The organism is Streptomyces sp. ST2-7A (assembly GCF_021390475.1).
In the GTDB taxonomy this organism is placed as follows: domain Bacteria; phylum Actinomycetota; class Actinomycetes; order Streptomycetales; family Streptomycetaceae; genus Streptomyces.
In genome coordinates, this window is the sequence record NZ_JAJUWS010000008.1 from 142,786 (window position 1) to 163,368 (window position 20,583).

General features: G+C 73.1%; 17 protein-coding genes. 13 read left to right on the forward strand and 4 right to left on the reverse strand.

The features are described 5' to 3' along the window. Window positions 1–180: 180 nt before the first annotated feature. From rimP to LZF96_RS07520, 8 genes are all read left to right on the forward strand, one after another. A complete protein-coding gene (rimP, locus tag LZF96_RS07485) occupies window positions 181–678 on the forward strand; it encodes a ribosome maturation factor RimP (protein WP_233867515.1) in 498 nt (165 codons plus the stop codon). 2 nt (window positions 679–680) lie between these two features. Beyond that, a complete protein-coding gene (gene nusA, locus LZF96_RS07490; RefSeq protein WP_233867517.1) occupies window positions 681–1,895 on the forward strand; it encodes a transcription termination factor NusA in 1,215 nt (404 codons plus the stop codon). 207 nt (window positions 1,896–2,102) lie between these two features. Continuing rightward, window positions 2,103–2,405 (forward strand): YlxR family protein, encoded by a 303-nt coding sequence (locus tag LZF96_RS07495; protein WP_233867519.1) that lies wholly within the window; start codon window positions 2,103–2,105, stop codon window positions 2,403–2,405. A 165-nt stretch (window positions 2,406–2,570) separates the two neighbouring features. Continuing rightward, window positions 2,571–5,687, forward strand: coding sequence for a translation initiation factor IF-2 (gene infB / locus LZF96_RS07500; RefSeq protein WP_233867522.1), 3,117 nt, complete (start codon window positions 2,571–2,573; stop codon window positions 5,685–5,687). A 93-nt stretch (window positions 5,688–5,780) separates the two neighbouring features. After that, window positions 5,781–6,074 (forward strand): DUF503 domain-containing protein, encoded by a 294-nt coding sequence (locus LZF96_RS07505; RefSeq protein WP_233867524.1) that lies wholly within the window; start codon window positions 5,781–5,783, stop codon window positions 6,072–6,074. A 52-nt stretch (window positions 6,075–6,126) separates the two neighbouring features. Continuing rightward, window positions 6,127–6,627, forward strand: coding sequence for a 30S ribosome-binding factor RbfA (rbfA, locus tag LZF96_RS07510; protein ID WP_233867526.1), 501 nt, complete (start codon window positions 6,127–6,129; stop codon window positions 6,625–6,627). Then, complete coding sequence (truB, locus tag LZF96_RS07515) at window positions 6,624–7,628, forward strand: tRNA pseudouridine(55) synthase TruB (RefSeq protein WP_233867528.1); 1,005 nt, start codon at window positions 6,624–6,626, stop codon at window positions 7,626–7,628. The genes rbfA and truB overlap by 4 nt, the downstream gene beginning before the upstream one ends. Before the next feature lie 163 nt (window positions 7,629–7,791). Continuing rightward, the gene (locus LZF96_RS07520) at window positions 7,792–8,736 is read left to right on the forward strand and encodes a bifunctional riboflavin kinase/FAD synthetase (RefSeq protein ID WP_233867530.1); all 945 of its coding nucleotides are present in this window, start codon (window positions 7,792–7,794) and stop codon (window positions 8,734–8,736) included. A gap of 16 nt (window positions 8,737–8,752) precedes the next feature. Here LZF96_RS07520 and LZF96_RS26920 read toward each other — a convergent pair whose 3' ends face one another. From LZF96_RS26920 to LZF96_RS07540, 4 genes are all read right to left on the reverse strand, one after another. After that, the gene (locus LZF96_RS26920; RefSeq protein ID WP_308294164.1) at window positions 8,753–10,573 is read right to left on the reverse strand and encodes an AAA family ATPase; all 1,821 of its coding nucleotides are present in this window, start codon (window positions 10,571–10,573) and stop codon (window positions 8,753–8,755) included. 1,966 nt (window positions 10,574–12,539) lie between these two features. Further along, window positions 12,540–13,391, reverse strand: coding sequence for a hypothetical protein (locus LZF96_RS07530; RefSeq protein WP_233867532.1), 852 nt, complete (start codon window positions 13,389–13,391; stop codon window positions 12,540–12,542). 7 nt (window positions 13,392–13,398) lie between these two features. Then, window positions 13,399–13,656, reverse strand: coding sequence for a DUF397 domain-containing protein (locus LZF96_RS07535; protein ID WP_233867534.1), 258 nt, complete (start codon window positions 13,654–13,656; stop codon window positions 13,399–13,401). 184 nt (window positions 13,657–13,840) lie between these two features. Continuing rightward, window positions 13,841–14,596 carry a hypothetical protein gene (locus LZF96_RS07540; protein WP_233867536.1) on the reverse strand — a complete coding sequence of 252 codons (756 nt, stop codon included), beginning with the start codon at window positions 14,594–14,596 and terminating at the stop codon, window positions 13,841–13,843. Between the two features lie 206 nt (window positions 14,597–14,802). Here LZF96_RS07540 and rpsO point away from each other — a divergent pair, with 206 nt between their 5' ends. The 5 genes from rpsO (at window position 14,803) to LZF96_RS07565 (ending at window position 20,534) form a co-directional block, all read left to right on the forward strand. Next, complete coding sequence (rpsO, locus tag LZF96_RS07545) at window positions 14,803–15,114, forward strand: 30S ribosomal protein S15 (RefSeq protein WP_233867538.1); 312 nt, start codon at window positions 14,803–14,805, stop codon at window positions 15,112–15,114. 418 nt (window positions 15,115–15,532) lie between these two features. Beyond that, window positions 15,533–17,746: a polyribonucleotide nucleotidyltransferase gene (locus LZF96_RS07550; protein WP_233867541.1), complete on the forward strand. Its 2,214-nt coding sequence runs from the start codon at window positions 15,533–15,535 to the stop codon at window positions 17,744–17,746. Window positions 17,747–17,889: 143 nt separating this feature from the next. Beyond that, window positions 17,890–19,194 carry a M16 family metallopeptidase gene (locus LZF96_RS07555; protein WP_374203149.1) on the forward strand — a complete coding sequence of 435 codons (1,305 nt, stop codon included), beginning with the start codon at window positions 17,890–17,892 and terminating at the stop codon, window positions 19,192–19,194. A 90-nt stretch (window positions 19,195–19,284) separates the two neighbouring features. Beyond that, the gene (gene dapB / locus LZF96_RS07560) at window positions 19,285–20,040 is read left to right on the forward strand and encodes a 4-hydroxy-tetrahydrodipicolinate reductase (RefSeq protein WP_233867547.1); all 756 of its coding nucleotides are present in this window, start codon (window positions 19,285–19,287) and stop codon (window positions 20,038–20,040) included. Between the two features lie 5 nt (window positions 20,041–20,045). Next, window positions 20,046–20,534, forward strand: a complete 489-nt coding sequence (locus tag LZF96_RS07565; RefSeq protein ID WP_233867550.1) for a hypothetical protein — start codon at window positions 20,046–20,048, stop codon at window positions 20,532–20,534. Window positions 20,535–20,583: the final 49 nt, after the last annotated feature.

Genomic DNA, 20,583 nt, shown 5'->3' on the forward strand with positions numbered 1-20,583 from the left:
CATCACCCGCGCGGACACCCTTCCCGAAGCGGTCGGCCGGGCGTCCCGCAGGCGATAGGGTGTTTTCCGGCGGTGTGGCACGACCCCGCCGTCGGGCCCGAAATGTCCCACCGGCACCGGGACGACACGGGATCCCACGAGCACCCGGACAACAGCAGACGCGGCCGAGGAGTCACCCGGATGAGCACCACCCAGATCGACAGGCTGCGGGAGTTGTTGGAACCGCTTGCCGCCCGGCAGGGCATGGAGCTGGAGGACCTCACCCTGACCCGCGCCGGTCGCCGTCAGGTCCTGCAGTTGGTCGTCGACACCGACGAGGGCATTCAGCTGGACGAGTGCGCGGAGCTGAGCCGTGCCGCGTCCGAGTTGTTGGACGCGGAGGACGCGATGGGTGCCGATCCGTATGTCCTGGAGGTCACCTCCCCCGGTGTGGACCGTCCCCTGACCCAGCCGCGCCATTTCCGCCGCGCGGTGGGCCGAATGGTGCGGATCCGGCCGACCTCGGGAGAGGACTTCACCGCCCGCCTGCTGGGGCTGGACGACGAAGGGCTTGATCTGGAGATCCCGGGGGAGAAGGGCCGCAGGCCCAAGCCCCGGCGGATCGTCTTCGCCGAGGTCGAGCAGGTGCGCGGCGAGGTCGACTTCAGCCGCAAGGACATGCCGGAAGAGGAGGCGTAGTCGTGGATATCGACATGAGCGCACTGCGGGGACTGGTCAGGGAGAAGGAGATCTCCTTCGACGTCCTGGTGGAGGCGATCGAGTCGGCGCTGCTCATCGCCTACCACCGCACCGAGGGCAGCCGGCGGCGGGCCCGGGTCGAGCTGGACCGGACCACCGGACATGTCACCGTCTGGGCCCGTGAGGAGCCCGCCGACCTGCCCGACGCCGACGCCGACGCCGACGCCGAGGGTCTCGCCGGGCGGGACGAGGCCGACGGGGCGGTCGCCGGGAACACCGGGTCCGACTTCGGGGCCCCGCGCCCCGAACCCCGTGAGTTCGACGACACCCCGGACGGTTTCGGCCGGATCGCCGCGACCACCGCCAAGCAGGTCATTCTGCAGCGCCTGCGGGACGCCGAGGAGGACGCCACCTTCGGCGAGTACGCCGGGCGCGAGGGTGACATCGTCACCGGTGTGGTCCAGCAGGGCCGGGACCCGCGCAGCGTGTTGGTGGACATCGGTCGGCTGGAGGCGATCCTGCCCCCGCAGGAGCAGGTGCCCGGCGAGCGTTACCCGCACGGCACCCGTCTGCGCAGTTACGTGGTCCGGGTGGCCAAGGGCATGCGCGGCCCCTCGGTGACCCTCTCGCGGACCCACCCCAATCTGGTCAGGAAGCTCTTCGAGCTGGAGGTCCCGGAGATCGCCGACGGCTCGGTGGAGATCGCGGCGATCGCCCGGGAGGCCGGGCACCGCACCAAGATCGCGGTCCGCTCGCTGCGCTCGGGGCTCAACGCCAAGGGGGCCTGCATCGGACCCATGGGGGGCCGGGTGCGCAACGTCATGGCCGAGCTCAACGGCGAGAAGATCGACATCGTGGACTGGGCCGAGGACCCGGCCGAGATGGTGGCCAACGCGCTCTCCCCGGCCCGGGTCAACCGCGTGGACGTGGTGGACGCCCGGGCCCGGTCCGCCCGGGTGATCGTGCCCGACTACCAGCTCTCCCTGGCCATCGGCAAGGAGGGACAGAACGCCCGGCTCGCCGCCCGACTCACCGGTTGGCGCATCGACATCCGTCCCGACACCGAGGGAGTCGAGGGGGGCGGGGACGCCGGGATCGGGGAGGAGCGCCCCCGGGGGCGCTCGGACGACCGGCACGACCGGCACGACCGACGGGACCACGACGGGCCGGGGCGCGGCGACCGGAACGCGGCCACCGGCCCCGACAGCCGCCGCTGAGGCCCGGCGTCGCACACGAACGGCCGGTGGGGGCCCGGGGACGGGCCCCCACCGGCCGTTATGCCCCCCCGAACCCGTCCCGGCGTGGAATACCCGCGCCGGTGAGGGTGTTGGCAGGACGGGGCGGATCCGGGTGATCGCCGCCCGGACGGATCAACGGCGTGCCCCCGATCACGAAAAGGGGCGCGCGGGGAGGTAGAATCGACGATGTCCGGCCGGACGCACGTCCGAGCCTGCCCGGAGCGCACCTGTGTGGGCTGTCGGGAACGCTCCTCCAGGGACCGGCTGCTGCGTGTGGCGCTGGAAGGGAACACCTGTGTTCCCGATCCGCGCGGTACGCTGCCCGGGCGGGGTGCCTACCTGCATCCCGCGCCCGCCTGTCTGGAGGCAGCGTTGCGCCGCAGGGCGTTCCCCAGGGCATTCCGCCGCGGGGGGCTCCTGGACACGGCGCCCCTGGAGCGGGCGGTCCGCCCTCCGGCGGGACGGGAAACACCGCACCAACAGTGGTAGAGCCCCATGCACGACTCGGCACGCGGTTCCCCGCGTGGCCGAGGTACCTCGCGAGTTGGAAGTAGGTCGAGATTGCGATGAGCACTCGATGAGTACGCGATGAGTACGCCCATGCAGTAGCGAAGGTCCGGCGGACGACCCACCCCGGACCGACTAAGGAGCGAAGTGGCTAAGGTCCGGGTATACGAGCTCGCCAAGGAGCTTGGAGTCGAGAGCAAGGTCGTCATGGCCAAACTCCAGGAATTGGGTGAGTTCGTCCGTTCGGCGTCCTCGACAATCGAGGCGCCCGTGGTTCGCAAGTTGACGAACGCATTCGACGGCGGCGCCTCCGGCGCCCGCAAGTCCGCCAAACCGTCCGCACCCCGCAAGCCCGGCGCCGCGGCGCCGCGTCCGGGTGCCCCGAAGCCGGGCGTCCCCGGCCCCGGCCCCCGTCCGGGTGCCGCCGCGCCGCGTCCCGGCGCCCCGAAGCCGGCGGCCGAGCGCCCCGGCGGTCCGGCGACCCCCCGCCCGGGTGGTTCCGCCCCCAAGCCCGGCCCGAAGCCGCCTGCACCGGCCCCGGCACCGGCCCCGGCGCCCGCGCCGGCCCAGCAGCGTCCGGCCGCCCCGGCGGCTCCGACCGGCCCCGAGTTCACCGCGCCGCCCTCCGCGCCCGAGACCGGCCGTTCCGGCCCGCGTCCGGGTGGGGGCGCGCCCCGTCCCGGTGGTGCGAAGCCGAACGAGCGTCCCGCCGCCGGCGGTCAGGGCGCGGCCAAGCCGGGCGGTCCCCGTCCGGGTGGCGGCGCGCCCCGTCCCGGTGGCGCGAAGCCGGGGGCCCGTCCCTCCGGCCCGCGTCCGGGTAACAATCCCTTCACCTCCGGTGGTTCCACCGGCATGGCCCGCCCGCAGGCCCGTCCCGGCGGCGGCCGCCCCGGTGCCGGTCCGGCCGGTGCCCGTCCCCAGGCCCCCGGCCAGGGCGGCGGCCCCCGTCCCCAGGCGCCGGGTGGCGGTCGTGCCACGCCGGGCAACATGCCGCGTCCGCAGGCCGGGCCCGGTGGCCCGCGTCCGGGCGGCGGCAACCGTCCCAACCCGGGCATGATGCCGCAGCGGCCCGCCGCGGGCGGTCGTCCCGGTCCGGGCGGCCCCGGTGGTCCCGGCGGTCGCGGTCAGGGCGGCGGCGCGGGTCGTCCGGGCGGTGGTTTCGCCGGTCGTCCCGCCGGCCCCGGTGGCGGCGGCGCGGGTCGTCCGGGCGGTGGTTTCGCCGGTCGTCCCGCCGGCCCCGGTGGCGGCGGCGCGGGTCGTCCCGGCGGTCCGGGCGGCGGTTTCGGCGGTCGTCCCGGCTTCGGCGGTCGTCCCGGTGGCCCGGGTGGTCGTGGCGGCACGCAGGGTGCCTTCGGTCGTCCGGGTGGGCCCGCCCGTCGTGGACGCAAGTCCAAGCGGCAGCGCCGCCAGGAGTACGAGGCCATGCAGGCGCCGTCGATCGGTGGCGTGATGCTGCCTCGCGGCAACGGCGAGCCCGTTCGCCTGTCCCGCGGTGCCTCCCTCACCGACTTCGCCGAGAAGATCAACGCCAACCCGGCCTCGCTGGTGCAGGTGATGTTCAACCTCGGTGAGATGGTCACCGCGACCCAGTCGGTCTCCGACGAGACGCTGCAGTTGCTCGGCGACGAGATGAACTACACCGTTCGCATCGTCAGCCCGGAGGAGGAGGACCGCGAGCTGCTCGAGTCCTTCGACATCGACTTCGGTGAGGACGAGGGCGGCGAGGACCTCCTGGTGGCCCGTCCGCCGGTGGTCACCGTGATGGGTCACGTCGACCACGGAAAGACGCGCCTGCTGGACGCCATCCGGAAGACCAACGTCATCGAGGGTGAGGCCGGCGGCATCACCCAGCACATCGGCGCGTACCAGGTCTCCACGGAGGTCAACGGCGAGGAGCGGGCGATCACCTTCATCGACACCCCGGGTCACGAGGCGTTCACCGCCATGCGTGCCCGTGGTGCGAAGTCGACGGACATCGCCGTCCTGGTCGTCGCGGCCAACGACGGCGTGATGCCGCAGACGATCGAGGCGCTCAACCACGCCAAGGCGGCCGAGGTGCCGATCGTCGTCGCGGTCAACAAGATCGACGTCGAGGGCGCGGACCCGACCAAGGTGCGCGGTCAGCTGACCGAGTACGGCCTGGTGGCCGAGGAGTACGGCGGCGAGACCATGTTCGTCGACATCTCCGCCAAGCAGGGCATCAACATCCAGGGTGTCCTGGAGGCCGTGGTCCTCACCGCCGACGCCGCGCTGGACCTGCGGGCCAACCCGAAGCAGGACGCGCAGGGCATCGCGATCGAGGCGCACCTGGACAAGGGCCGCGGCGCCGTGGCCACCGTCCTGGTGCAGCGAGGCACCCTGCGGGTCGGCGACGTCATGGTCGCGGGCGACGCCCACGGCCGTGTGCGGGCCATGCTCGACGACTCCGGTCGCAACATCGAGGAGGCCGGTCCGTCCACCCCGGTGTTGGTGCAGGGTCTGACCAACGTGCCGGGCGCGGGCGACAACTTCCTCGTCGTCGGCGAGGACCGCACCGCCCGTCAGATCGCCGAGAAGCGTGCCGCCCGCGAGCGGAACGCCGCCTTCGCCAAGCGTGTCCGCCGGGTCTCCCTGGAGGACCTGGACAAGGCGCTCAAGGCCGGCGAGATGGAGCAGCTCAACCTCATCATCAAGGGTGACGCCTCCGGTTCGGTCGAGGCGCTGGAGTCCTCGCTGCTGCAGCTGGACGTCGGCGAGGATGTCGAGCTGCGGGTGCTCCACCGGGGCGTCGGCGCGGTCACCGAGACCGACATCGACCTGGCCACCGGCTCCGACGCCATCGTCATCGGCTTCAACGTGCGCGCGGCCGGCCGTGCCACCCAGATGGCCGACCGCGAGGGCGTGGACGTCCGGTACTACTCGGTCATCTACCAGGCGATCGAGGAGATCGAGGCGGCCCTGAAGGGCATGCTGAAGCCGGAGTACGAGGAGGTCGAGCTCGGCACCGCGGAGATCCGCGAGGTCTTCCGGTCCTCCAAGCTCGGCAACATCGCCGGTGTCCTCATCCGGTCGGGCGAGGTCAAGCGGAACACCAAGGCCCGCCTGCTGCGCGACGGCAAGGTCATCGCGGAGAGCCTCAACATCGAGGGTCTGCGCCGCTTCAAGGACGATGTCACCGAGATCCGCGAGGGTTACGAGGGCGGTATCAACCTCGGCAACTTCAACGACATCAAGGTGGACGACGTCATCGCCACGTACGAACTGCGGGAGAAGCCCCGCGGCTGATCCCGCCGGAACGCTCGGCGGAACACACCGGGGCCGGGCGGCGGAGCACAACTCCGTCGCCCGGCCCCGGCCGTTCCGCCTACGATCATGGGCATGTACACCGGGACCCTCTCGTTCGACCTGTTGCTCGGCGATGTTCACTCGCTCAAGCAGAAGCGTTCGCTGGTCCGTCCGATCGTGGCGGAACTGCGCCGATCCCTCGCGGTCTGCGCCGCGGAGGTCGGCGATCAGGACCTGCACCGCCGCGCCCGGATCGGGGTCGCGGTGGTCTCCGGGGAGGCCGGTCACCTGACCGACATCCTCGACCGGTGCGAGCGGTTGGTCGCCGCCCGCCCGGAAGTGGAGTTGCTGTCCGTGCGGCGGCGCATCCACGGCGAGGACGACTGAGCAGCGGCCGTTCCCGCCCACGACCAGGCACCAACACAGAGGAGACGGAGCAGTGGCCAACAACGCGCGCGCCGACAACCTGGCGAAACTCATCCGCGAGGTGGTCGCCGGAAAGTTGCAACGGGGCATCAAGGACCCCCGCATCCAGAACAACCAGGTGACCGTCACGGACACCCGGGTCACCGGTGACCTGCGGGAGGGGACCGTCTTCTACACCGTCTACGGCGACGAGGCGGACCGCGCGGCGGTCGCCGCCGGATTGGAGAGCGCGAAGGGGATGCTCCGCACGGAGGTCGGGAAGGCCGCCGGCATCAAGCACACTCCCAGCCTGACCTTCATCCCCGACGCCCTGCCGGAGAACGCCCGCGCGATGGAGGAACTGTTCTCCGCCGCCCGGGAGCGGGACGACCGAGTGCGCCGCGAGGCGGAGGGCGCCGGCTACGCGGGTGACCCGGATCCCTACCGCCGGCCGACCGAGGAGGAGACCGACGGGTCCGATGGCTCCGACGGGTCGGGCGACACCCCCGGTACCGGGGGCGACTCCCGCGCATGAGCCGCCGTTCAGCCAAGGGTCCCGACGGACTCGTCGTCGTCGACAAGCCCGCCGGACACACCTCCCACGACGTGGTCGCCCGGCTGCGCGGCATCGCCCGCACCCGCCGGGTCGGCCACGCCGGCACGCTGGACCCGATGGCGACCGGCGTCCTGGTCATCGGCCTGGGCCGGGCCACCCGGTTGCTCGGTCACCTCGCGTTGACCGAGAAGGAGTACCTGGGCACCATCCGGCTCGGCCAGGACACCGTCACCGACGACGCGGAGGGCGAGGTCACCGCCGCCCGGGGCGCCGGGACGGTCGACCGCGCGGCGGTCGAGGTCGCCGTGATCCCGCTGACCGGGGACATCATGCAGGTCCCCGCCCGGGTGAGCGCGGTGAAGGTCGACGGCAAGCGGGCCTATCACCGGGTGCGGGAGGGCGAGGACGTGGAACTGCCGGCCCGTCCGGTGACCGTCTCCGGGTTCACCGTCCACGACGTCGTTCCGGGAGCCGCCCCGGACGGCACGCCGGTGCTCGACGTGACGGTGACGGTCGTCTGCTCCTCCGGCACCTACATCCGGGCGCTCGCTCGCGACCTGGGGGCGGCCCTGGGCACCGGCGGACACCTCACCGCGCTGCGCCGCACCCGGGTGGGTCCCTACCGGATCGAGGACGCCGCCGATCTGGAACGGCTCGCCGGGCGGGCCCGCGCCGGCGCCGCGAACCCCGTCCCCGATGACACGGGTGATGGTGCCGGTGACACCGGCAAGAAGGACGACGGCCCCGCGGCCTTCGCCCCCATTCCGCTGGGGGAAGCCGCCGCCACGGCCTTTCCCCGCTGGGATCTGGACACCCGCCGCACCCGCCTGATCGCCAACGGCGTGCGGCTGGACGCGGAGGAGCTGCCCGAGCCGCTGCGCTCCGCCGGACCGGTGGCGGCCTTCGGCACCGACGGACGACTGGTGGCGCTGGTCGAGGCGGAGAAGCGACACATTCGGATTCACGTCGGGTTCTCCTGACCCGACGACGACACCCCGGTCTCCCGGCCCCACCCGAACGGGTGGGGCCGGGAGACCGGGCCGGCAGAGGGACCGGCCGCACCGGGGCGGCCCGCTGCCGGACCCCGGTGACCGGCCGGTATGTTGGACCGGAAGGCCCCTTCCACGGCGAGGAGAGACAACGGTGGAGCGCTGGAACGGACTGGCTGACGTCCCGGTCGACCGGGAGGACGCCGTCGTCACCATCGGCTCCTTCGACGGGGTGCACCGCGGACACCAGTTGATCATCGGGAAGGCGGTGGAGCGGGCCCGGGAGCTGGGTCTGCCCGCCGTGGTGGTCACCTTCGCCCCCCATCCGATGGAGGTCATCCGCCCCGGCAGCCACCCGCCGCTGCTGGCCCCACACCCCTACCGCGCCGAACTCATGGCCGAACTGGGGGTGGACGCGGTCCTGGTTCTGCCCTTCACCCGGGAGTTCTCGCGGCTCTCCCCCGAGGAGTTCGTGGTCAAGGTCCTGGTGGAGAAGCTGCGAGCCCGCACCGTCGTGGAGGGACCCAACTTCCGCTTCGGTCACCGGGCCGCCGGCACCGTGGACACGCTGATCGAGATGGGTCGGGAGCGCGGCTTCGATGTCCTGGTGGTGGATCTCTTCGTGCGCGGCGCGGCGGGCGACGGCGAACCCTTCTCCTCAACCCTCGTCCGTCGGCTGATCGCCGAGGGTGACGTCGACGGGGCCGCCGAGATCCTGGGACGTCCCCACCGGGTCGAGGGCACCGTGGTGTCCGGTGCCCGGCGCGGACGGGAGTTGGGCTTCCCCACCGCGAACCTGGACACCGTGCCCCACTCGGCGATCCCGGCGGATGGTGTCTACGCGGGGCGTCTCATCGCCGGGGAGGCCATGCCCGCCGCGATCTCGGTCGGCACCAACCCCCAGTTCAACGGGACCGAGCGCACGGTCGAGGCGTACGCCCTGGACCGTACCGACCTCGACCTGTACGGCGATCACGTCGCCGTGGAGTTCCACGTCCGGCTGCGGGGTCAGGAGACCTTCGACGGCCTGGAGGCGTTCATCGCCCAGATGCACCGCGACGTGGACCGGACCCGCGAACTGGTGTCCGGGGGCGACTGAGCGCCGTTCGCGTGTCTCAGCCCTGCGGGGGGTGCTGCGGCCATCCCTGTACGGGGGGCTGTTCCGGATGGGGATCCTCCCCGGGGTTCGGCGTACCGGGGTACCCGGGACCCGGCGGGGCGGAACCGGGGTCACCGGGCGAACCGGGGTACGGAGCCGGCGGCGGGCCGGGGTGCGGGGCCGGCGCCCCCTGCCATCCCTGCTGCCACTGACCGGGGGGCGGACCGGGCCGCCCCTGTGGGTCGGGCCCGGGCCGGCCGGGCGGCGGTGCGGTGGGATATGACTGTGGATACCCCGGTTGCTGCGGATACCCCGGCTGTTGATACCCCTGTTCCCGATGTCCCTGCCGGGGGTGTCCGGGCTGCTGGTGTCCCGGCAGCGGGGGAGCCATGTGCGGTGGCATGCCCCCGTCCTGCGTCCACAGACCCTGTTCCTGCTGGGCGCGGGCGAAGTCCTCCGCGATCAGTGCCGCGAGGTCGAAGTACGCCTGTCGGGTCCGGGGCCGCATCAGGTCCAGATCGAGTTCGGCGCCCGCCGCCAGGTGCTCGTCGAAGGGGGCGACCACCACGCCGCGGCAACGGGTGCGGAAGTGGGCGACGATGTCGTCCACCTTCACCATCCGACCGGTCTCCCGCACTCCCGAGATCACCGTGACGCTGCGTCGCACCAACTCGTCGTAGCCGTTGGCGGAGAGCCAGTCGAGGGTGGTGCTGGCGCTGCTGGCCCCGTCCACCGAGGGAGTCGAGACGATGATCAGCTGGTCCGCCAAATCCAGCACTCCGCGCATCGCGCTGTAGAGCAGGCCCGTTCCCGAGTCGGTGAGGATGATCGGGTACTGCTTGCCCAGTACATCGATGACGCGGCGGTAATCCTCGTCGTCGAAGGTGGTGGAGATCGCCGGATCCACGTCATTGGCGAGGATCTCCAGGCCGGAGGGTGCCTGCGAGGTGAAGCGCCGGATGTCCATGTAGCTGTTCAGGTGGGGAATGGCCCCCACCAGGTCCCGGATCGTCGCCCCCGTCTCGCGCCGTACCCGGCGTCCCAGGGTGCCCGCGTCGGGGTTGGCGTCGATCGCGATCACCTTGTCCTGGCGTTCCGAGGCCAGGGTGGCGCCCAGCGCCGTGGTGGTCGTCGTCTTCCCCACACCGCCCTTGAGACTGATCACGGCGATCCGGTAGCAGGAGAGCACCGGGGTGCGGATCACTCCCAGCTTCCGCTGCCGCTCCGCCTCCGCCGACTTGCTCCCCAACCGGAAGCGGGAGGGGGCGCGGCTCGGCGCCTGCGAGCGCGGACGGTTGCGCCGCTTCTCGTTCAGCAGCCGGTCGGAGGAGAGTTCCACCGAGGCGGTGTAGCCCAGAGCTCCCGGCTGGGGACGGGGGGCGTACTGCTGCGGCTCCGGCCACGCGGCTCCGGTCCGCGGGTCTCGAGGCGGGGCCCCGGGGGCGGGGGGTGCTGCCTCGTGCCCGGTGGATCCGTCGGGGGACCCGCCCAACCGCGGATCAACGGTGGGATGCGGTGGCCACCCCTCGGGCGGCGGCACGTGGGCGGCGGGCGTCGGGGCCTGTGTGCCGGGGTAGCCGTAGCCGGTGGGTGGGGGTCCGTCCGGGGTTTGTGCGGTGGGGCCGGTGGGTGCCACCGGGTAGCCGTAGCCGTAGCCGCCGGGTGTCCCGGGTGGGGCGACTCCCGGTGCGGCGGGCGTCGGGGCCTGTGTGCCGGGGTAGCCGTAGCCGGTGGGTGGGGGTCCGTCCGGGGTTTGTGCGGTGGGGCCGGTGGGTGCCACCGGGTAGCCGTAGCCGTAGCCGTAGCCGTAGCCGCCGGGTGTCCCGGGCGGCGGCACGTGGGCGCCGGGGGGTACGGGATGGCCGTGACCGCCGGGAACACCCGGTCCGGGCGTGCCCGGGAACCCCGGCGTCGGGGCGATCTCCGGCCGCCCCTGGACGTACGGCTGTCCGGTGGGGGAGGAGGCGTGCGGGGGCGGGGGTGCCCCGGGTCCGCCGGGCCCGCCGGGTCCGGCCGTGGGCCCCGGGGCACCGGGCGCGGACCGACCCCGGGCCCCGGGACTCCCCGGCGGCGTGGGTCCCGTCCCGGGCGTCATCGGCGGGGCGGGAGGTGTCGGGGCGGGCAGTCCGCGGCCACCCGGGCCCCCGGACGTCCCCGGGCCCGGACCGTCCGTGGTCGGGTCCTCGCCCACCCCGGGCCCGTCCGGCACATCGGCGGTGGTGTGGTCGGGAGTCCGCGGACCGCTCGGCGTCGGTGCGTGCGGGCGGGCCCCGGTGCCGGGGCCCGTGGGGATGGGTCCGGCCGGGTATCCGTCACCGGTGTCCGGCGCGGGGCGAGCCGGGTGGGCCGCTTCGGCGGAGGGCGCCATGGGTACCCCGGCGGGCGGAGCCAGGGGCTGGTCCTCCGGGGAGTCCTCCGCGCCGGTGCCCGGTCCGGGAAGCGCGGGAGGGGAACCGAGGGGCGGGGCCGGGCTCGGCCTCGCCTCCATCGGGGGCGCGATGGGCGGGGGGAACGTCGGGGCGGCGGAGGGGTTCCCCGCGCTGCTCGCCGGCGCCGGAGCGCCGGTCGACGGGAGGGCTCGCCCCTCCTCCCCGGAATCCGTGGGGGACATCCCGACCCCGGGCCCGAGGGCGGGGGGAGACATCTTCTCCGGCTTCCGATCGCCGGCGGAAACGTCTTCCCCGTCCTCCTCGCCGGTGACGGCGGGTCGGTCCCCGGAGGGATCCGGAGCCCGCTCCGACCGCGCGGCTGGGCCCTTCTCCGTCACGGGGGTGTCGGGGCGTTCCCGATCGGACGCCGGGGAGGCCGGCCGCTCCGCGTCGACGGATTCGTCCGCCGTCGGCTCGTCGCCCGACGGCCCGGTGGGGACGGTGAGGAAACCGGGCGGAGTCGGCGGCACGGCGGGGTTGAAGCCGCCGCGGGGCGGACCGGGCACCGACGGAAACCCCGGGGGACGCAACTGGAAGTCGGGGGGCAGCGGTGGCAGGGCTCCGCCACCGGACGGGGGCGGGAGGGAGCTCCGTCGGGGAGCCGGAGCACTCTCCCGGGAGGTCTCCTCGGGGGAACGGCGCAGCGCGGCGGGGGAGAACTGCATGGTCTCCCCGCCCACCGGTGCCGCCGGCGGGACCGTGCGGGGGGCGTCGTCGTCCGCGCCGTTCCGGTCCTCCCCGTCGTCACTGTCGCCGTCGATGGTGGGGGGAGCGGCGTCGTCGGCCGATGTGCCGGCTGCTGTGCCCGGTCCCGTCCCCGCTCCGGAGTTCCCGGAGTCGTCGGAAGCCGGTTCCGGCCGGGGCGCGTTCGTCCGCTGCCCGGGGGTCCGCTCCTCCCGGTCGTCCGCGGTCCCCCCGTCCTGCCGGGGGGCGGGGACCGGCGGGGTGGGGGAGGCACCGACGTACCAGGCCGGCCCGGGGGCCGGCCCCCCGCCCGCGTCCGCCGCCCCGGACTCCGGGGCGGCGTCGGGCCGGGCGTCACCGGAGACCCCGTCCTCGGTGCGCATGCCGTCCCGATCGCTGTTCACGACGCCTCCCACTGCTGTGTGCCACCCGATCCCCGCGTGTCGGCGGATCGCCCCGACGGGACACGTCCGGCCGGTGGTTTCCGCGCCTCCCCGGGATCGCCCCGGACCGCTGCGGTGTCCGCCGGCGGCAGCCGTGCCACCCGCCCCCTTCACCCTAGAGGAGGCGGCCTCCCACCGTGCGCACGGTGGGAGGCCGACACACCCCTCTCGGAGACGGCCCGCGCGCCCCCACCGGCGGGATGTGGCGGGGGCGCGCGGTATGCGGTATGCGGTGTGCGCTGGTGGCTCAGCCGGCTTCGAGGAGGTTGCGGAACTCCTCCGCCGATACCACGGTGGAGTCGTCCGGCACGCGTGGTGAACCGCCTTTCCCGTGGTCGAGGAACTCGGTGTCACCGGCGACGCCGGAGTCCGTGTCCGCCGGCCGTTCCACCCGGAGCAGCAGTGGTTCACCCTCCGCCGCCATGTGGTGGATCTCCAGGGGCTCACCCGTCTCGTCGGGCACGACGAACGCCCTGGTGGGCGGGGACGCGTCCGCCAGATCCCGCTCGGGGGCGGGAACCGCCCGCGCCGGGATCTCCCACAGCACACGGCAGTCGCCGCCCACCGGTGAGCTGACGAAGTGGTTCGCCAGGTCGCCCGGCACCGTCACGGCGTCCCCCGCCTGCCGCAGCCGGGCGGTGTGCAGGGGGACGGAGGTGTACATCACCCCGTCCCGACAGAACATCTCGCCGGGTTCGGGCAGTTCGGGTGCGGTGACGGTGATGTGCACCGTGCCCTCGGCCGCCACCCGCATCTCCTGCTCGCCGCCCTCGAAACCGACAGCCGCACCGCGAGCCCGGAACCCGGCCGCGGCCATCGCCTCGTTGGCGGCGGACACCAGGGCGTCCGCCGGTCCGGGAACGGGGGGCGGCTCGGGCGCGGTGACGAGCGGCCACCCGTCGGACACGTCCTCCTCGACGGCTCGACCCTCCTCGTCCGGACCACCGCAGGAGACGGTCAGCACGGCGAGGGCCAGCAGGCCGATGGCCGGCAGGCCGACGCCGCGCGGGCCTGCCGGCCATCGGGGCGACGGATCCCCCGCCGCGCCGGGCCGGCGGGTCGCGGCGATCGGGCGGGGGGCACGTCCCACAACTCTCATGCGCTTCTCATTCGATGTCGAACTCACCGTCACGGGCGCCCAGTACGAAGGCCTCCCACTCGGCCGGCGTGAACCGCAACACCGTCTCCGGGTCGGCGGAATTGCGCATGGCGATCGCTCCGCCCTCCAGATGGGCGATCTCCACCCGCTCGTCCTGCGGGCCCTCCGGCGAGCCCACCCACTCCGCGCCGGAGATGTCCATCGCGTAGAGCTCGTCCTTCTCCCGCTCTTTGCGGGCCGCGATCTCGGCCTCGGTCTCCGTCATCGCCTCGTCACCTTTTCCGCGCTCGCGTTCGATCGGGGAACATCGCACCGCCTCGTGCGGTGGACGGCCCCGGCATCCGAAGATCGTCGCACTCCGTCGCCGGCAGGGTACCGGGGCGAAGGCCGCCCCCACACCCCATCGGCGGGTATGGATCACCCCGGATCGGTGCGACGGTCGGGATCGGTCAGATGCCGCGCAGCCACCAGTCGGCGCCGAGCACGCCGACGAAACCGGTGACGAGGACGGCCATACCCAGGCGGGTGCGCCCGCGGCGGCTCATCTCGATGACGGCACCGCTCAGGATGAAGGCGGCACCGTACAGGCCCACCGACAGCAGCGAGGACCCGTTGCCCAGCCGCACGACGAGGATGACGGCCATCGCCACCATCGCCACCGCGCCCATGGCCATGCGCACCCGGCGGGCCTGGCGGGGCGTCAACCCTCGGCGGGACTCGTCCGCGGTCGTCTTCGTGTCCGGGGCCCGGTCCCCGGGGAAGCCGGGGGAATCGGGGGCGTCGATGACACCGGGGGTGCCGTCGGCGGCCGGGGTGTCGACCGCGTCGATCGTGTGGTTCCCGGCCCGCGCCGCGGCCCCGCCGTTCCCGGGGGGATCGTTCGCGGCCGGTCGTCCGGCCGGCCCGTCAGCCGGTCGGCGGGTCGCCGGTCCGGTTCCCGCCGCGTTCCCCGCGGTCCCGGTCGCCCCGTCGGAATCGGTAGCGGCGCCCTGCCCGGTCGCCCCGTCGGAACCGGAATCGGAAACGGGTCCGTCCTCGGCCGCCCCCGCTCCCGTCCCGGTCGGTATCCCGCCGTCGCTCCCCGCCCCGGGGGGGCGCTCCGGCCCCTCGCCGACGGGCTTCGCGCCCTTTGCGGAGGTCCCGTCGGCGGCGTCCCCCGCGGTCCCCCCGACCGTCTTCCCGACGGTCTCTCCGGTCGTCGTCACGGCAAGCAGCATAGGGGGTGTGCCCCGGGCGGCACCGGCTGCCGGGGAAAGCCGTCGGGACCGCCCCGCCGGGTGGCCCCCGAGCCCCTCGAACCCGCCCGGTCGGAGACCTCTCGGTGGACTGCTAGGGTGGTGGTGACTATTCGTGCCCGCCGAGTGGCCGTTCCACCTCCCCCGTGACGAAGACCGGGGGAGCTCGCGGGCGCATGAACCCCAAGGAGTCATACGTGTCCTCTCTCGACGCCGCCACGAAGCAGAAGATCATGGCCGAGTTCGCCACCAAAGAGGGCGACACCGGCTCCCCCGAGGTCCAGGTCGCGATGCTCACCCGACGGATCAGTGACCTGACCGAGCACCTGAAGACCCACAAGCACGACCACCACTCGCGCCGCGGTCTGCTGCTGCTCGTCGGTCAGCGCCGTCGCCTGCTGCAGTACCTGGCCAAGAAGGACATCCAGCGCTTCCGTACGCTGGTGGACCGCCTCGGCATCCGCCGTGGTGCCGCCGGCGCCAGGTGACACGCCGCGAGGGGAGCGATCGGACACGAGGGTGTCGGATCGCTCCCCTCGACGCATCCCGGTTCCCCGCCGGGTCCGACGAACCGTCGCCCGGGGAGGACCGAACCGCCCCGACGCCCCGGCCCGTCCACGGAAGACGCGCCGAAGCGTCGATGCCTTTGTACGCTGGTGTCGTTACCGGCCCGGGAAACCCCGGGTGCCGCGCGAACATCGCGTGACAGCGCACACCGCCGTGTGATCCCATCGCACGGGAACAACCGAAACGAGGCGGGGCGTCTCCACCGCCGCCGGTCCTCGGTAGTGGCCCCCGGGGCTCACCCCGGGTGCTTCGATCGATGGCCGGCCCGCAGCGGGACGCTCCACCGCCGCACACACCGCCCGTCCCCCGGGACGGGCGCGGACGAGGAGAACACCGAAGGTGGAGAACGAAACCCACTACGCCGAGGCCGTCATCGACAACGGTTCCTTCGGCACCCGCACCATCCGCTTCGAGACCGGCCGACTCGCCCGGCTGGCCGCCGGCTCCGCCGTCGCCTACCTGGACGACGACACGATGATCCTGTCGGCCACCACGGTCTCCAAGCGCCCCAAGGATCAGCTGGACTTCCTCCCGTTGACCGTGGACGTCGAGGAGCGGATGTACGCCGCGGGCAAGATCCCCGGCTCCTTCTTCCGCCGGGAGGGCCGGCCCTCCGAGGACGCCATCCTCACCTGCCGCCTGATCGACCGTCCGTTGCGCCCCTCCCTGAAGAAGGGTCTGCGCAACGAGATCCAGATCGTCGAGACGGTCATGGCGCTCAACCCCGACCACCTGTACGACGTGGTCGCCATCAACGCCGCCTCCTGCTCCACCCAGCTCTCCGGCCTGCCCTTCTCCGGGCCGATCGGCGGCACCCGGGTCGCCCTGATCGAGGGCACCTGGGTCGCCTTCCCGACCCACAGCGAGCTGGAGCGGGCCGTCTTCGACATGGTCGTGGCCGGCCGGGTCCTGCCCGACGGTGACGTCGCGATCATGATGGTCGAGGCCGAGGCGACCAACAAGACCGTCGAACTGGTCGCGGGTGGCGCCCAGGCCCCCACCGAGGAGGTCGTCGCCGCCGGTCTGGAGGCGGCCAAGCCCTTCATCAAGGTGCTGTGCCGGGCCCAGTCGGACCTCGCGGCCAAGGCGGCCAAGCCGATCGCCGAGTTCCCGCTCTTCCTCGACCACCAGGACGACGTCCTGGAGGCGCTGGAGACCGCGGTCCGCGACGAGCTGGCCCGTGCCCTGACCATCACCGGCAAGCAGGAGCGCGAGACCGAGCTGGACCGGATCAAGGGGCTCGCCGCCGAGAAGCTGCTGCCGCAGTTCGAAGGGCGCGAGAAGGAGATCTCCGCCGCCTACCGGACGCTCACCAAGCAGCTCATCCGCGAGCGGGTCATCACGGACAAGATCCGCATCGACGGCCGCGGGGTCACGGACATCCGCACCCTGGCCGCCGAGGTCGAGGCCATCCCGCGGGTCCACGGCTCGGCGCTGTTCGAGCGCGGCGAGACCCAGATCCTGGGTGTCACCACGCTGAACATGCTGCGCATGGAGCAGATGCTGGACACCCTCTCCCCGGTGTCCCGCAAGCGCTACATGCACAACTACATCTTCCCGCCGTTCTCCACCGGTGAGACCGGTCGGGTGGGATCGCCCAAGCGTCGCGAGATCGGCCACGGCGCCCTCGCCGAGCGCGCCATGGTGCCGGTGCTGCCCTCCCGCGAGGAGTTCCCCTACGCCATCCGGCAGGTCTCCGAGGCGCTGGGCTCCAACGGCTCCACCTCCATGGGGTCGGTCTGCGCCTCCACCATGTCGCTGCTCAACGCCGGTGTGCCGCTCAAGGCCCCGGTCGCCGGCATCGCGATGGGGTTGATCTCCCAGGAGATCGAGGGGAAGACCCACTACGTCACGCTGACCGACATCCTGGGTGCCGAGGACGCGTTCGGCGACATGGACTTCAAGGTCGCCGGCACCCGGGAGTTCGTCACCGCCCTGCAGCTGGACACCAAGCTGGACGGCATCCCCGCCTCCGTGCTGGCCGCGGCCCTCAAGCAGGCCCGCGACGCCCGCCTGCACATCCTCGACGTGATGATGGAGGCCATCGACCAGCCCGACGAGATGTCCCCGCACGCCCCGCGGATCATCACCGTCAAGATCCCGGTGGACAAGATCGGTGAGGTCATCGGCCCGAAGGGCAAGATGATCAACCAGATCCAGGAGGACACCGGCGCCGACATCACCATCGAGGACGACGGCACCATCTACATCGGTGCCTCCGACGGTGTCTCGGCCGAGGCCGCCCGCACCACGATCAACGGCATCGCCAACCCGACGATGCCGGAGGTCGGCGAGCGCTACCTGGGCACGGTCGTCAAGACGACCACCTTCGGTGCCTTCGTCTCCCTGCTGCCGGGGAAGGACGGTCTGCTGCACATCTCCCAGATCCGCAAGCTCGCCGGTGGCAAGCGCGTGGAGAACGTCGAGGACGTCCTCGGCATCGGCCAGAAGGTCCAGGTGGAGATCGCCGAGATCGACCAGCGCGGCAAGCTCTCGCTGATCCCCGTCATGGAGGACGAGGGCGACGAGGCCAAGGGCGACACCGAGCAGTGACACGACGGCTTCCCGTGACGGCCCGCTCCGCCTTCCCGGCGGGGCGGGCCGTCCCCCGTCCGCCGCGCGGCGGCGGTGTCTCCCCCGACCGCTTCGGGGCCGCCGGTCGATCCGCGGCCCGCCGGACGGTCACCACCACCGAGGTGCCCGGCACGAACGGAGCGGGCACGGTACGACGCACCGTCCTGCCGGGCGGCCTGCGGGTGATCACCGAGACCGTGCCGGGGGTGCGCTCGGTCTCCTTCGGCATCTGGGCCCGGGTGGGCTCGCGGGACGAGACCCCCTCCCTGAACGGCGCCACCCACTACCTCGAGCACCTGCTCTTCAAGGGCACCCGTACCCGTACGGCGCTGGACATCTCCGCGGCCCTGGACGCGGTGGGCGGTGAGATGAACGCCTTCACGGCCAAGGAGTACACCTGCTACTACGCCCGGGTGCTCGACCGGGACCTGCCTCTCGCCGTGGACGTGCTGTGCGACATGCTGACCGACTCGGTCATCACCCCCGAGGAGGTGGACGCCGAGCGCGGCGTCATCCTCGAGGAGATCGCGATGACGGAGGACGACCCGGACGATTGCGTGCACGACCTCTTCGCGCACACCCGGCTGGGTGACAGCCCGCTGGGTCGCCCGGTGCTGGGCACCGTGGAGACCGTCACCGCCCTGGACCGGGACCGCGTGGCGCGCTTCTACCGCCGGCACTACACGCCGGACCGTCTGGTGGTCACCGCGGCGGGCAACCTCGACCACACCGCCGTGGTTCGCCGTGTCCGCGCGGCGTTCGAACGGTCCGGCGCGCTCGGCCGCGAGGACGCCGTCCCGATGGGACCGCGCACCGGTCGGCGGACCCTGCGGGGCGGGGGCCGGGTGGAGGTGCTGGACCGTCCCACCGAGCAGGCGCACGCGGTGCTCGGCCTGCCGGGTCTCTCCCGCACCGACGAGCGGCGCTGGGCCCTGGGCGTGCTCAACGCCGCGCTGGGCGGCGGAATGAGCTCCCGGCTCTTCCAGGAGGTCCGCGAGAAGCGCGGCCTGGCCTATTCGGTGTACTCCTACACCTCGGCCTACGCCGACTGCGGCCTGTTCGGCGTCTACGCGGGCTGTCGTCCGGACCGGTTGCCGGAGGTGTTGAAGATCTGTCGCGCGCAGCTCGCGGACATCGCCGAAAACGGTCTGGGCGAGGAGGAACTGCGGCGGGCCATCGGGCAGTTGTCCGGTGCCACAGTGCTGGCCCTGGAGGACACCGGCTCGCTCATGCACCGTCTCGGCAAGAGCGAGATCTGCTGGGGCGAGCAACTGTCGGTCGACGACATGCTGGCGCGCATCGCGGCGGTCGACCGGGAGGAGGTCGCCCGGGTGGCGGCCGAGGTGCTCGACCAACGGCCCTCGCTGGCGGTGATCGGCCCCCTCGGGGACCGTCTGGCGGGCAGGTTGGACGAGGCCGTCTGCTGAACCGGCGACCCGGACCGTGAGACCATCCCCGACAGGACCCGCGCGGGAGCGGGACGCGGCGGTGCCGCGGAGAACGGAACGAGAGTGGGCATGAGCAAGCTGCGTGTGGCCGTCATCGGGGCCCGGGGCCGAATGGGCTCGGAGGCGGTCCGGGCCGTGGAGGCCGCCGATGACATGGAACTGGTCGCGGCGGTGGGCCGCGGCGACTCCCTCGACGTCCTGACGGAGGCGGGGGCCCGGGTCGCGGTCGAGTTGACGCACCCCGACGCGGTGATGGGGAACCTGGCGTTCTGCGTCGAGCGGGGCATCCACGTCGTGGTCGGCACCACCGGCTGGACCGAGGAGCGGCTGGCGGAGCTCCGGACCCGGCTGGCCGACTCGCCCGGCACCGGCGTCCTCCTCGCCCCGAACTTCGGCATCGGCGCCATCCTGTCGATGCACTTCGCCCGGCAGGCGGCCCGGTTCTTCGAGTCGGTGGAGATCGTCGAACTGCACCATCCGAACAAGGCCGACGCCCCCAGTGGCACCGCCGTGCGGACCGCCGAGGTGATCGCCGGGGCCCGCCGGGCCGCCGGTTGCCCGCCCCAGCCCGACGCCACCACCACCGCGCTGGAGGGCGCCCGGGGCGCGACCGTGGACGGGATCCCGGTGCACGCCGTGCGGCTGCGCGGCCTGGTCGCCCACCAGGAGATCCTCTTCGGCGAGGAGGGGGAGATCTTCACCATCCGGCACGACGCGATGAACCGGGCCTCCTTCATGCCCGGCGTGTTGCTGGGCATCCGGCGGATCGCGGAGCGGCCGGGTCTGACGCAGGGGTTGGAGCACTTCATGGACCTGGACGGCTGATCGGGATGGGCGCGCGCCTGGGCTACGCGGTGATGGCGATCCTGCTGGTCGTCTACACGGCCTTCCTCGGCCACCGGGGGATCTTCCTCCTCCAACAGGGCACGCCGGTCACCGTCGGCCTGGGGGCCGCGGTGCTGGTCCTGCCGGGGCTGGCGCTGTGGTTCCTGTGGCACAGCACCCGCTTCGCGCGGCGGGCCGGGCTGCTGGCCCGACAGTTGGAGGCGGAGGGCGGTCTGCCGGTGGACGATCTGCCGCGCACCCCGTCGGGTCGGATCGAGAAGGCGGCGGCCGACGCGTCCTTCGAGCGGTACCGCGCGGAGACGGAGGCGAACCCGGGGGAGTGGCGGACCTGGTTCCGTCTGGCGGTGGCCTACCACGACGCCCGCGACACCCCCCGGGCCCGACGGGCGATGCAGCACGCGATCGCCCTGCACGCCGGGGAGAGGGCCGGAACGGCCTCCGGACCCGCCGGGGCGGCGTCGGCCGACGGATGACGGGTGGCGTCCGGCCGGCGGGGGACGAGGACCGGGGCGCGGGGTGGGG

Bases quoted from the DNA above. Each gene is read 5' to 3' on its own strand.
- LZF96_RS07565 (WP_233867550.1), top strand. From the start codon at position 20,046: ATGGGCGCGCGCCTGGGCTACGCGGTGATGGCGATCCTGCTGGTCGTC.
- LZF96_RS07535 (WP_233867534.1), bottom strand. From the start codon at position 13,656: ATGACGGAGACCGAGGCCGAGATCGCGGCCCGCAAAGAGCGGGAGAAG.
- LZF96_RS07495 (WP_233867519.1), top strand. From the start codon at position 2,103: ATGTCCGGCCGGACGCACGTCCGAGCCTGCCCGGAGCGCACCTGTGTG.
- LZF96_RS07530 (WP_233867532.1), bottom strand. From the start codon at position 13,391: ATGAGAGTTGTGGGACGTGCCCCCCGCCCGATCGCCGCGACCCGCCGG.
- truB (WP_233867528.1), top strand. From the start codon at position 6,624: ATGAGCCGCCGTTCAGCCAAGGGTCCCGACGGACTCGTCGTCGTCGAC.
- dapB (WP_233867547.1), top strand. From the start codon at position 19,285: ATGAGCAAGCTGCGTGTGGCCGTCATCGGGGCCCGGGGCCGAATGGGC.
- rpsO (WP_233867538.1), top strand. From the start codon at position 14,803: ATGAACCCCAAGGAGTCATACGTGTCCTCTCTCGACGCCGCCACGAAG.
- LZF96_RS07505 (WP_233867524.1), top strand. From the start codon at position 5,781: ATGTACACCGGGACCCTCTCGTTCGACCTGTTGCTCGGCGATGTTCAC.
- rimP (WP_233867515.1), top strand. From the start codon at position 181: ATGAGCACCACCCAGATCGACAGGCTGCGGGAGTTGTTGGAACCGCTT.